Origin of the sequence: Nocardia sp. PE-7, from assembly GCF_030486425.1 — a bacterium.
In the GTDB taxonomy this organism is placed as follows: domain Bacteria; phylum Actinomycetota; class Actinomycetes; order Mycobacteriales; family Mycobacteriaceae; genus Nocardia; species Nocardia salmonicida_A.
This window is the reverse complement of the sequence record NZ_CP129614.1, coordinates 2302447-2314898: the sequence shown is the minus strand read 5'-3', so window position 1 is coordinate 2314898 and position 12452 is coordinate 2302447. Positions and strand designations below refer to the sequence as shown.

The window sequence follows — 12452 nt, the reverse complement described above, 5'->3', positions numbered from 1 at the left end:
GTGGCGCGAGTACGGGGTGCGTTCGACATGCTCATGCGCCACCGACGACCGAGGCCGTGGAGCGACGGGAGGCGTGCCATGGGATGAGGAACTGCTCGGCGATCTCGATGATCGCGAACAGGATGATGCCCAGCATGGACATGATGATCAGGGCGGCGAACAGCATCGCCGTGTCGATATTTCCGTTGGCTTGCAGGATCACGTAGCCGAGTCCCTCGTTGGCGCCGACGAATTCGCCGACGACGGCGCCGGTGACCGCGAGGGTGGCCGCGATCTTGAGCCCGGACATCAGTTGCGGCAGCGAGGCGGGAAAACGCACCTTCACGAAGGTCTTCCAATTACTCGCGCCCATGGTGGAGGTGAGTTCGAGGATTTCCGGATCCACCGAGCGAAGCCCGGCCATGCCGGCGATGACGATCGGGAAGAACGCCATCAGTACGGCCACCAGGATCTTGGGGCTGGTGCCGAAGCCGAGCCAGACGATGAACAGCGGTGCGATCGCGATTTTCGGGATTACCTGCGCGAAGAGGATGAGCGGATACATCGTTCGCTCGATGCCGCGTGAGTAGATCATCACCAGGGCGACGGCTTCGCCGATCAGCGCGGCGATGACGAAACCGACCACGGTCTCGTAGGTGGTGACCCAGGTGTTCTCGAGCAGGTAGGTCGAGTTGTCGACGGTGGTGCGCCAGGTATCCGCCGGCGAGGGCAGGATGTAGGGCTCGACGAGCTCGAACTTCGTGACTGCCCACCATGCGGCGACGAGCGCTGCCACCAGCGCGAGCGGCCGCCACACGGTCGACCACACAGTGGCGAGGGATGGGAGCTTCCGGCGCCGAGTGCGGACGGGTTGCGCCGCTTTCGGTGCGGAGGAACTGGCCTCGACGGACGTGATTACCGCCATCTGGAGTCCTAAAGCTAGTAGTGGAGCGGGGTTCGAACTGCACCCGCTGGGAATGCGCTTTCCGAAGCTGGGACCGAGGCTAGTGTGACCGGCCACACAGTGTCAAGGGTTTCGAATTGCCGCAGGTCAGGAGGGCCGAAAAACAGTGCTGCCACGCAGGATCACGCGGCCGGGCGCGAATTCGTGTGCCTGCGAGGCCGTCGCCGAGTCGTCGAGCGCGAGCGCGACGGCGCGCTCGCCGATGTCGACCAGCGACAGCGCTACGGTCGACAGGCCGGGCACATGGTCACGCAGCGTCGGGATATCGTCGAACCCGGCGACACAGACGTCGTCGGGGACCGCGAGGCCGAGCTCACGCCATGCCGCGATCGCCCCGATCGCCATCACGTCGCTCACGGCGAAGACACAGGGCGCGGCGGTGTCGGCCTGGCCGGGACGCAGCTCCAGCGCCGCGGCGAGGCGTCGAGCGGCGCTGAAACCACCGTCGCGGGAGAAGTCGCCCGCGATCTCCACCAGCGGCGTCACGCCCTGCGTCGCGAGCGCTTCGACGAAGCCGTTGCGCCGGTCGACAGCGGTTCTGATGTGGCCGGGCCCGCCGATGAGGGCGAAGTCCCGGTGCCCGAGAGCGAGCAGCGCATGCGCCAATTCCGCTGATGCGACGCGGTTTTCGGGCTCCACGGCCGCGCCGAAGGACAGCGGCTGGCCGATCACGACCACCTTGCCGCAGTTGTCCAGATACCGCGCGCATTCCTTCTCGAGATCGCGGTCGAGATCACCGCTCTGGCGTGAACCGGCCAGGATGATCGCATCGGCGCGGTGCGAGATGAAGGTGCTCACGGATTCGCGTTCGATGTCGAAATCGCGTTGCGTGCTGGCCAGCAGGACGAGTTTGCCCGCCCTGCGCGCCGCCGTCTGCACACCCTGCACGATCGAGGAGAAGTAGGGATCGGCGATATCGTGCACGACCAGTCCGATGAGCCCGGTCGACGACCGCGCGAGCGCCTGGGCCTGGGCGTTTGCCACATAACCCAATTCGGCGGCGGCCGCGCGAACCCGGTCGGCGACGCCTTCGCCGGGCACCCGCGACGATCCGTTGAGCACGCGTGACGCGGTCGCCTGGGAGACGCCCGCCCGGGTCGCGACGTCTTGCAATCTCACAGCCGCCATGGCTTGGTGCCTCGTTCTCTCGGTGCGCGGGGGGGTTGACCGAACTTCGTGACTAGCATAGCTTGGAAAGCGCATTCCGACGCTGACTTGTCCACTCGATGTGTGCGGGCCCCTCCGCACCGTCCACGACCCATTCTGCGGTCGTCAGCCACGCAAATCAGAAGAGGCACATACCAATGCCCGATTCCCCCACTCCCCCGCGCACGCTCCGCATCGCCATGAACGGCGTCACCGGTCGCATGGGTTACCGCCAGCATCTGATGCGGTCGATCCTGCCGATCCGCGACGGCGGTGGCCTGCTGCTCGCGGACGGCACCCGCGTCCAGGTCGAGCCGATCCTGGTCGGCCGCAATGCCGCCAAGCTGGCCGAACTCGCCGAAGAACACGGCATCGCCGAATGGAGCACCGACGCCGCCGCGGTCATCGCCGACCCGTCGATCGATATCTACTTCGACGCGCAGGTCACCTCGCGTCGCGCCGAGGCACTCACCGCGGCGATGAAGGCGGGTAAGCACGTCTTCACCGAGAAGCCGACCGCCGAAACGCTGGCCGAGGCCGTCGAACTCGCCAGGGTCGCCGCGAACGCGGGAATCACCGCGGGGGTCGTGCACGACAAGCTCTATCTGCCCGGCCTGGTGAAGTTGCGCAGGCTCGTCGACGAAGGCTTCTTCGGTCGAATCCTCTCGCTGCGTGGCGAATTCGGTTACTGGGTCTTCGAGGGCGACGGTCAACCCGTCCAGCGACCCAGCTGGAACTATCGGGCCGAAGACGGCGGCGGCATCGTCGTCGACATGTTCTGCCACTGGAACTACGTGCTCGAGGGCCTGCTCGGCAAGGTCGAGGCGGTCACCGCGAAGGCGACGACCCACATCCCCACCCGATGGGACGAACAGCGCGAGCCCTATCCGGCCACCGCCGACGATGCCGCCTACGGGATCTTCGAGATGGAGAACGGCGTTGTCGCGCAGATCAATTCGTCGTGGGCGGTGCGCGTGTACCGCGATGAGCTCGTCGAGTTCCAGATCGACGGAACACACGGCTCCGCGGTCGCCGGTCTGCGTAAGTGCGTCGCCCAGCACCGCTCGCATACGCCCAAGCCGGTCTGGAATCCCGATCTCCCGGTCACCGAGCCGTTCCGCGATCAGTGGCTGGAGGTCCCCGCGAACGCTGAGCTGGACAACGGTTTCAAGCTGCAGTGGGAGGAGTTCCTCGCCGACGTGGTGAACGAACGGCCGCACCGCTACGGGCTGCTGTCGGCCGCACGCGGGGTTCAGCTGGCCGAACTGGGACTGCGCAGCTCCGCCGAAGGCCGTCGGATCGAGATCCCGGAGGTCACGCTGTGACCGCGACATCCACGGGTCTGTCGGTGGCGCTGCCCGTCGACGGCCGACTCGAACCGTACGTTCTCGGTGCCCCAGGTGTGTGGACGCGACCGCAGCGACCGATCATCTCGCGCGTGGCTTTCGCTGCCGCGCATGTGATTCCGCGTGCGACGGGCGACAACACGCCGGGGGCGCCCGCTGCCGTCGACTGGGAAGCGACGCTGGCCTACCGGCACGAATTGTGGTCCTACGGACTCGGCGTCGCCGATGCCATGGACACCGCACAGCGTGGGATGGGCCTGGACTGGCGGGCGACCGCGGAATTGATCCGCCGATCGGGCGGCGAGGCGGCATCGGTGGGCGGCAGACTCGCCTGCGGTGCGGGAACCGATCAACTCGACCTCGCCGCACTCCCCGCCGGATCGGCGGGGTTGGCCAGGATCGTCGATGCCTACCGTGAGCAGATCGACGTGGTGACCGAGGCGGGCGCGCAGGTGATCCTGATGGCCTCGCGGGCACTCGTGCAGGTCGCGCGGTCGAGGGCCGACTACCTCTCCGTCTACGAGAAACTGCTGGCCGGTGTCGATCGTCCGGTGATCCTGCACTGGCTCGGCACCATGTTCGATCCCGCGCTGCACGGCTATTGGGGCAGCGCCGATATCGACACCGCCACCGAGACCTTCCGCACGCTCATCGAGAACAACAGGTCGAAGATCGACGGGGTCAAGGTCTCGCTGCTCGACGCGGCCCACGAGGTCGCGCTGCGACGCGCGCTGCCCGACGGGGTGCGGCTCTACACCGGTGACGATTTCAACTACCCCGAGCTGATCATCGGTGACGCGCAGGGGCATTCGGATGCCCTGCTCGGCATCTTCGCGGCGATCTACCCGGCCGCGTCCACCGCGTTGCAGGAACTGGACAACGGCAATGCGGCGCGTGCGTCGCAGATCCTCGGCGCCACACAGGAACTCGGGCGCCATATCTTCGCCGCACCGACGTATTACTACAAGACGGGCATCGCGTTCCTGTCGTGGCTCAACGGTAAGCAGGCGGGCTTCTCGATGGTGGCGGGATTGTCCACGGGTCGATCCGTGTCGCATCTGGCCGAATTGTTCCGGCTCGCGGACAAGGCCGGACTGCTCTCGGACCCGGAACTGGCCGCGCACCGCATGCGGATCTACCTCGAACTGAACGGACTGGGCTCATGACATCGGTTGCGGCACAGCACATGCCATACGATCTGGCCGATCCGTATCGGTCGTTGTCGTTGAACACGGCGACGACCAAGCGGTGGACCCTCGCCGAGGCGGTGGACGGGGCCGCGCGCGGCGGGCTCGGCGCGGTCGGACTGTGGCGCGACCGGGTCGACGAGATCGGTGTCGCCGCGGCGGCCAAGCTCGTCGCCGACGCGGGGTTGCGGGTGTCGAGTCTGTGCCGTGGCGGCTTCCTGACCGAGCCGGGCGACGGCCGGGCGGCACTCGACGACAACCGCCGCGCCATCGACGACGCCGCGACGCTGGCCACGCGGGAACTGGTCATGGTGATGGGCGGTATTCCCGACCGCGACCTCGCCGCCGCGCGGGCGCGGGTCGAAGAGCGGCTCGCCGCGCTGGTTCCGTATGCCGCCGAACGCGGCGTCCGTATCGCTTTGGAGCCGCTGCACCCGATGTTCTGCGCGGACCGCGCGGTGATTTCGACACTGGCACAGGCGTTGTCGATGGCGCAGCCGTATTCGGCGGAGACCGTGGGTGTCGTGGTCGACACCTTCCATCTCTGGTGGGATCCGACCCTGGAACAACAGATCGCCCACGCCGGTGCGTCCGGCCGGATCAGCTCGTATCAGGTGTGTGACTGGTTGAACCCGATGACCGCCGATCCGCTGTTGTCGCGGGGCATGATGGGCGAGGGCGTGATCGACTTCGCGACTATCGGTGGGTGGGTTCGCAGTGCCGGTTACCGCGGCGACGTCGAGGTCGAGATCTTCAATGCCGCGGTCTGGGCCGCCGACGGCCACGACGTGATCGAGACGATGAAACAGCGCTACCGAGATCTGGTCCTTCCGTCCCTGGTGGGCTGAACTGGACGCGGGCGAATTTCGGTCGGCCGGAAACTCCCATCGACACGGCCGGGTCGGTAATGTTGGCAAGTGGCCAACTACGAGGAGACGACGGCGATGCCGAAGATTGTTTTGTTCGGGGCAACCGGGTACACCGGGCGCCTGACAGCCGAGGTCCTCATCGCACGCGGCGCTTCGCCGGTGCTGGCGGGACGCAACGGGGCCGCGCTCGACAAACTCGCCGCCGACCTCGGCGGGGCGCAGACCGCGGTCGCCGATGTCACCGACCCTGATTCCGTGCGGGCTCTGCTCGGGCGCGGCGATGTCCTGGTGACGACGGTCGGCCCGTTCCTGCGCCACGGCCGTCCAGCGCTGGACGCGGCGATCGCCGCGGGCGCGCACTACTTCGACTCGACCGGCGAAGGCCCCTTCATCCGCACCGTGTTCGAGCACGACGAGCAAGCCCGCACCGCCGGGTCAGCGCTGCTGAGCGCGTTCGGGTTCGACTACGTGCCGGGCAACCTGGCCGCGGGGCTGGCATTGCGTGAGGCGCCGACCGCTGTTCGTGTCGATGTCGGCTACTTCATGGAGAAGCCGAGTACCAGTGGCGGGACCCGCGCGTCCATGGCGGGAATGTTGTTCGAACCCGGCTTCGCGCTGCGCGCCGGTCAGGTGGTCGCGCAGCGCACCGGCGCACGTCTGCGTTCCTTCGACGTGGCGGGAAAGAGCCTGACCGGTACCTCGATCCCGGGCTCGGAGCATTTCGCGCTGACTCGCTCCTACCCGAACCTACGTGAGGTCGACGTCTTCCTCGGCCTGCCTCCGCTTGCCGCACAGGGGCTGCGCGCGAGCTCGCGACTGACCGCGGTCGTCGCGAAGGTGCCGCCGCTCAAGCGAGGACTCGACGAAGCCCTTGCTCGAATCGTCAAGGGCTCCAACGGCGGTCCCGGCACCGAGACTCGCGACCGCAACCGCACCTGGGTGGTCGCCGAAGCGCGCGACGCCGCCGGGAAAACATTGGCGAGCGTCACCCTGGCGGGTGGCGACCCCTATGATTTCACCGCGGCGATCCTGGCCTGGGCCGCCGATACGGCACTGGGTGGCGGCCTGCTCAGATCCGGCGCGCTGGGCCCGGTCGACGCGTTCGGCCTCGACGCGCTCCACGCCGCCGCCCTCGACGCGGGCTGGACCCGCCACCCCGCCACCTCCGCGAGCTGAACGGGCAGTTCCGCTATTGCCGGGTCTTCGGCGCCGTGGGTGTCGCCGACGGGGTCCGCGCCTCGCTGCGATGCTGGTCCCACCAGGAGGGGCCGTCATCGTGGGCGGGGTTCGGGTCCTTCGGCGGCGTCGACGGGCTCGGTATGCCCAGGACCCGCAGTCGCCAGTCGTCCTCACGGATCGCGGCCACGATCCGGACGGGAACGACTGCCGTGAGCAGCAGGTAGTTACCCACGCAGATCATCAGGCAGATCGGCGGAATGGAAACCACGATCGCGGTCCCGAGGGTTCCCATCTCGATCGGATCGCGGGAGATGGCGAGCAGGTTTCCGCAGATGCTGGACAGCACGGCGGCGACGAGCAACAACTCGTAGACCCGCACCAGGGAGGTGGCCTTCTCGTCGCGAATACCGACCAGCGTGATGAAGGTGCAGGCGACGAGTGCGACGGTGAGACCGACCACCACCGGCCACAACCAGGTCAGGTGTTCGGCGACGCCGGCCACCCGCGCGAGGGTGGAGGTGAAGGTGAAGGATGCGATCGCGGCAGCGACAACCAACGCTGACCCTAAGCCCACTAGCAGCTTCGGCACCGTGACTGGAATAGGGCGGGGGAAAGGGTCCGTGTGGTCCATCAGGCTCCATCCTACGGTCTACGGTCACCAAACATGCACGCACTCAACAGAGTACGGGCACCCACGCCGCAAGACGCCGTAGAAAACCGTCACGGGGGCGGTCACCCACCGCCGCGCACCCCTCCCCCGACGCCCACAGGGTCTACTTCGACTGCCCCAGAAGCGCTTCGACGGCACGTTCGGCGCTCTGGACGGCGCTTTCCATCGTGGCCGACCAGTCGGTGCGAGTCCAGTCGCCGACGAGCATCAGATTCGGGACCGAGGTGCGCTGTCCGGGGCGCAGATCGTCGGTGCCGAGCACCTGCGAGAAGGTGGCCTTCGGCATCTTCACCACATGGCCGGTCACGACTTTCGCGTCGGCGGCTTCCGGGTAGTAGCGGCGGATGAGATCCATCTGCTCGGTGACGATCTCGTCGTTGCTCTTGTGGATCTGCTCGTAGGCGCCGCTGGTGGTCAGGCAGTACAGCCAGGTTCCGTCGGGGGTGCGGTTGTGCATGCGCTGACGGTCGAAGACCTGATCGATCACGCCGGTGCCGCCGATGATCGCCTCCATGGCCGACTTCGTCTTCAGCGGCCGGTCCAGGTACAGGTTCGTGCTCACGATCGGGGTGACGCCCAGTTTGTCTGCGGCGGCATAGATTTCGGCGTGTTCGGGCAGGTCGTCGAGGAGTCCGCCGATATTGGAGTTCGGGACGGCGCAGATCACCGCGTCGGCCTCGATCACCGAGCCGTCCGCCAGCTGCACACCGGTCGCCTTACCGTCGGCGATGACGACCTTGCGGGCCACCGCCCGATAGCGCACGTCGACTCCGTAGCGCTCGAAGACCTTCTTCGCCCCATCGATGTAGAGGGTGTCCAGGTCCACGGTGGGGTAGCCGATCGTGACCCCCGACCGGTCCTGCATCCCGATCCGAACCCCGGTGGCGAGCACATCAGCGAACACCTTCGCCGACTCGATGTGCACCGGCTCCGCCGCGATGCCGAGTGCCAGCCAATCCCACAGGGCCTCACGGGCTTTCGCGGGCATGCCGACGCGCTGGAACCACTGTTCGGTGGTGATGTCGGCGAGGTCCTTCGGCTGCCACAGCGCCTGACGAACAAGTTCCAGCGCGGACCGCAGGGCACGCAGCTTCTCGAGCGGGCCCGCGTCGGGATGGGCGCCCATCAGCGTGCGCCATGCCCCGAACCCCTTCGTGTACAACATCACCGCGCGCCCACCCGGCCAGCGCAGACTTCCCGCACCGGGAAACTCCACGTACCGGCGGGTGCCGACGCTGTCCAGGTACCGCCACAGGCTGCGATATCCGCTGGCCACCACGTGCTGGCCGTTGTCGGCGAGGTCGTTCACTTCGGCGACGTGCATGGCCTGTGTGCGTCCACCCAGTCGGGCGCGCCGCTCCAGCAGGGTCACTTGTTTGCCTGCCTCCGCCAGCCACACCGCGGCTGCCAGGCCAGCCAGGCCTCCCCCGATGACGACGAACCGACGAGGGTCATTTGCATCCACCATTGATGCAATGTATCGCTAACTCTCTCTTTGCATCACGGAATGACCGGTTCGGATCCGCCTCCACCGTTGGTCAGTGCTGTTTCAGGCTGCCCACCGTGAGCGATCCGTTCGCCGGGGTCTGCCCGTTCTCCGCCGCGCGGACGTAGCTGTCGGGATCCTTGTCGACGGCCCGCACGCCGGCGTAGTTGCGCGCTTCGTACGCGGCGAAGGTGACGGCGAGCTGGTGGCGCTGCGACAGTCCGGCCAAGCGCCGGAAGTCGGTGAGGCCTTCGCGTTCCTCCTCGGCCATGTGGTCGCTGTTGGCGAGGTTGGCTGCCGCGACGGCGGCGTACCAGTCGTCGGTACCGACTCCATGACGCGCCACGTCGGCTACCGCGTCCCTGATGTCGTTGTGGTCATGGATGGCGTCGAGTGTCTCGTCCTCGACCGCGCTCGTGCGTTTCGCCGCGATCCCCGTTTTCAGCAATGCGGGGTAGAAGATCTCCTCCTCGGCCTGCGCGTGTAGCTCCAGAAAGGCCGCGAGCCTGTCCCAGATCGCCGACAGCGCGCCGGTGTCGGTGCGGTTGATCTGTTCCAAGATGGCGAACAGTCTGCGCTGCTCACGGTGGTCGTCGAGAATCAGCTCGGTAATGTCCACGATTCCTCCCTGATACGGCTGGTCAGATCAGCGCCGACGTTAACGCACCGCCGCCGTTTCCGGTCCGCACCAGCCCGAGTTTCCGGCGCCGCGTCGGGATCGGACCCGGGCGGCCTGCTCTTCGCCCCGAACCTGCCCGACGCAACAACGGCCGCCATCGTCGAACTGCGTCCGGGCGCGGTGGAGGTCTACCCGCGTCGGCACGGTCGAACCAGATCGGTGGCACCCTCGCCGAACCTGTATCAGGCGGGGTCGGTGGCGAATGCGGCGAGACGGGCGGAGACCACCTCGGGTCGACCGTCGTTCTGACGAGCCGCGGCGGTGAGGACGTCGATGTGGTTGTAGCCCGGGAGGTGGATCACCTCGTCACGGGGGCTGCCCGAGTCGGCGACCGGGATACCGCCGCTGCTGCGGAAGGTCAGGATGGGGTTGCGATCGACGCCGTCGAGGTGGATGTGATGACCGGCGAACGACGGTGCTGTCGTCTGTTGGAGGTCGAGACTCAGACGGGTGGGGAAATACCATTCGGTGAAGTCGAGGGGCGGTTCGCAGAGGCTGCGGGCCAGTTCACCGATGGCGGTTACTTCGCTGGTCGGGGATGTGTAGGGGGCGGTCAGTTCCGCTGTGTCGTCGTAATCGGCCCAGCGGTAGAGCGTGTCGGGGTGGTAAACGGTCGGCGAGACCTTCGGTGCGTCGCCGAACATGCCCATCGCCAGTGGACTCAGCGCGATCGAGTCGGGGAGAGGAAACGATTTCGAGCCGATCGGTCCGCCGACGGGGAAACCCACACTCGCTTGGAGGAATCCGAGTGGTTGGGAATTGTCGTCGAGGATCGCCCCGAGCACGGCTTCGTTGGTGGCGTTCAGGTCACGCACATCCGGTTGTCCGGTGACGAACATGGCGGCGTCCCGGGAGAGCAGGGTTCGCAGGGTCGCGGCGACATTGGGATTGTCGGGCAGTCGCCGGACGAGGTCGTTGACGCCGTCGGGGCTCAGCCTCGCCGCGAGGCCCGCCAGGGCGAGCAGGTTGGTGGTTTCGGGGTTGATCACCGCTGGCAGACGCAAGACCGGCAGCGCGGTATCGAGTTGCCACGACGCGGCTTCCACCGATCCGGCGATCGGTGCGGGAAGCTCGGGAACCTGGAGGCCACGCAGGCTCAGTCCGGCCTGGATGGCGGTGTCGAGCGCGAAATAGCCGGAGCACTGGTTGTATCCGGCGTCGTCGGTGGTTGCCGGATTCCCGTCGAAGTCCCACTCCGCGAAATAGCCGGTGACGAAGCCGCCCAGCGAATGCCCGCCGCACAGCACCTTTCGCTTGCGCACCGCCTGGTCGGGGAATTCGATTCGCAGCACGTCGTATTCGTCGCGCAGGGTTTGGGCGAGTCCCTGATCGCGCAACCACGCTGTAGCCGCGCCCTCGGCGTATCCGCCGAACCGGCGACCGTCGGCCTCGGCGCCGCCGAAATAGTAGTCCGCCGCGGTATCGAACGACCCGGTCCGTAAAGCGGCGGCGACCCCGGTGTGGTCCTCCAAGCAATTCGACCGACGATCCAGTGCCCAGAATTCGATATATCGTCCCGAGTCGGCGGCCAGCGCGACGGTATTGCGCGCCACGCTGTCGAAGGCGCCCGCACCCTCGAAGACGCCGGGTTGCGCGACCAGGACCCGCTCGGCGTCGGCCGAGGACCGCGGCCCGTCGACCGCTCGCCACCGCAGATACGCCAGGGTGTCGCACGCCTGCGGATGCGGGCTGCCCGGCGGCAACGGCACCGCGAGAGTCACTTTCGATGCGACGACCGACGTCACCGGCGACGAAGTCGAGTACACCGTTTCCGTGCGTCCGGGCACCTCACCACTGGCGACCGGTGTCGCGGCAGACACCCCGAATGCGGCCATCGCCACCGCTGTCACCAATGCCGAGACGCTGTTTCGCCGAAGTCGCATACGAACTTTCCTTCATTCACGGTCACCGATATCGAACCCTGTCCCACTGTGGGGTAACAGGAATAGGCCCACACCTGTTTTCGATCACAACGGCGAGCCGATCGAAGCGCAGCGGCATCACAGCGAACAGCCGGGTCCGAGAACACTTTTCCGGTCGCGGAATGGAATGTCATGCGTTCATCGAGTGAATGGTCCGGAGCCACGCCGTTTCAGCGTCAGCGAGAGTTCGTGGGCGTGGCGGAGCAACAGCGTACCCAGCACCTCGTGACGTTCGGCGCGGAAACGGCTCTCGACCCCGGTCAGACTCAAGGCCCACCGCGGCTCGTCGCGGCGGTCGAACACCGCCGCTGCCATTCCCCAGCTGCCCTCGACGAGCAGGCCCGGATTCACGCACCAGCCGGTTTCCCGGGTCGCGTCCATACGCGGCACGAGCTCGGCACGGGTATGACTCGCACCCCACTGCGCACTCAGGTCGGTGCGGCCGAGATAGTCCTCGATATCGCGGTCGGGTAGGTGCGCGAGAATCGCCAGGCCCGCTGAGGCGACACCGAGCGGGAAGCGGATGCCGACGTGCAGCACGTGCGAGCGCAGGGGAAAGCTGCCTTCCTCGCCCGCCAGGCACACCGTCTCGTCGCCACGGCGGGCGGACAGGAACGCACTCTCCCCGGTCTCGCGGGCGAGCTCCCGCAGCACGGGACGCGCCACATCGGTGATGTCGTAGCGCTCGGCGGCCAGCGAACCCATGAGGAACAGTTCCGGTCCGAGAAACCACAGACCCGAACCCGCGTCGCGGTCGAGAAAGCCCTCCTCGGCCAGCGACGAGAGCAGCCGATGCGCGGTGGGCCGCGCGAGATCGGCCCGACGTGCCAGATCGCTGGTCGACGCTCCCACATCGCCACCGGCGGCAACCGCACGCAGCAGCGACGCCGCGCGCCCGAGCACAGATGGATTCGGCTCTCCACTCACGCCCGCATCCTACGTCCACTCAATGGACGACATGACCCCTACCTGTCCACTCGCCGAGCAATTTCAGCTCCCCTGGATTTCTATATTGCCAGTATGAG

General features: G+C 67.1%; 11 protein-coding genes. 4 read left to right on the top strand and 7 right to left on the bottom strand.

The window, feature by feature from the left end; all coding sequences use genetic code 11:
• Nucleotides 1–31 precede the first annotated feature (31 nt).
• Together QX204_RS10805 and QX204_RS10800 are read right to left on the bottom strand one after the other, a co-directional pair.
• Nucleotides 32–904, bottom strand: coding sequence for an ABC transporter permease (locus QX204_RS10805; protein ID WP_301906525.1), 873 nt, complete (start codon nucleotides 902–904; stop codon nucleotides 32–34).
• Nucleotides 905–1030: 126 nt separating this feature from the next.
• Nucleotides 1031–2071 (bottom strand): LacI family DNA-binding transcriptional regulator, encoded by a 1041-nt coding sequence (locus QX204_RS10800; protein WP_301906524.1) that lies wholly within the window; start codon nucleotides 2069–2071, stop codon nucleotides 1031–1033.
• Between the two features lie 176 nt (nucleotides 2072–2247).
• Here QX204_RS10800 and QX204_RS10795 point away from each other — a divergent pair, with 176 nt between their 5' ends.
• From QX204_RS10795 to QX204_RS10780, 4 genes are all read left to right on the top strand, one after another.
• Complete coding sequence (locus QX204_RS10795) at nucleotides 2248–3414, top strand: Gfo/Idh/MocA family protein (protein WP_301906523.1); 1167 nt, start codon at nucleotides 2248–2250, stop codon at nucleotides 3412–3414.
• The gene (locus QX204_RS10790; protein WP_301906522.1) at nucleotides 3411–4601 is read left to right on the top strand and encodes a dihydrodipicolinate synthase family protein; all 1191 of its coding nucleotides are present in this window, start codon (nucleotides 3411–3413) and stop codon (nucleotides 4599–4601) included. The genes QX204_RS10795 and QX204_RS10790 overlap by 4 nt, the downstream gene beginning before the upstream one ends.
• Before the next feature lie 20 nt (nucleotides 4602–4621).
• On the top strand, nucleotides 4622–5470 hold the full coding sequence (locus QX204_RS10785) for a sugar phosphate isomerase/epimerase family protein (protein ID WP_301906521.1): 849 nt from the start codon (nucleotides 4622–4624) through the stop codon (nucleotides 5468–5470).
• Nucleotides 5471–5566: 96 nt separating this feature from the next.
• Nucleotides 5567–6667, top strand: coding sequence for a saccharopine dehydrogenase family protein (locus QX204_RS10780; protein ID WP_301906520.1), 1101 nt, complete (start codon nucleotides 5567–5569; stop codon nucleotides 6665–6667).
• Nucleotides 6668–6680: 13 nt separating this feature from the next.
• On the opposite strand, the gene QX204_RS10775 is transcribed toward QX204_RS10780, so the two are convergent.
• The 5 genes from QX204_RS10775 to QX204_RS10755 all read right to left on the bottom strand — a co-directional run bounded on the left by QX204_RS10775 (nucleotide 6681) and on the right by QX204_RS10755 (nucleotide 12354).
• Nucleotides 6681–7226: a hypothetical protein gene (locus QX204_RS10775; RefSeq protein WP_301906519.1), complete on the bottom strand. Its 546-nt coding sequence runs from the start codon at nucleotides 7224–7226 to the stop codon at nucleotides 6681–6683.
• Between the two features lie 217 nt (nucleotides 7227–7443).
• Entirely contained in the window at nucleotides 7444–8808 is a 1365-nt protein-coding gene (gene hpnE, locus QX204_RS10770; RefSeq protein WP_301906518.1) for a hydroxysqualene dehydroxylase HpnE, read from the bottom strand.
• A gap of 70 nt (nucleotides 8809–8878) precedes the next feature.
• Nucleotides 8879–9445 carry a hemerythrin domain-containing protein gene (locus QX204_RS10765; RefSeq protein WP_301906517.1) on the bottom strand — a complete coding sequence of 189 codons (567 nt, stop codon included), beginning with the start codon at nucleotides 9443–9445 and terminating at the stop codon, nucleotides 8879–8881.
• Between the two features lie 242 nt (nucleotides 9446–9687).
• Nucleotides 9688–11388 carry a hypothetical protein gene (locus tag QX204_RS10760; protein WP_301906516.1) on the bottom strand — a complete coding sequence of 567 codons (1701 nt, stop codon included), beginning with the start codon at nucleotides 11386–11388 and terminating at the stop codon, nucleotides 9688–9690.
• Between the two features lie 177 nt (nucleotides 11389–11565).
• Nucleotides 11566–12354, bottom strand: coding sequence for an IclR family transcriptional regulator (locus QX204_RS10755; RefSeq protein WP_301906514.1), 789 nt, complete (start codon nucleotides 12352–12354; stop codon nucleotides 11566–11568).
• Between the last annotated feature and the right edge of the window lie 98 nt (nucleotides 12355–12452).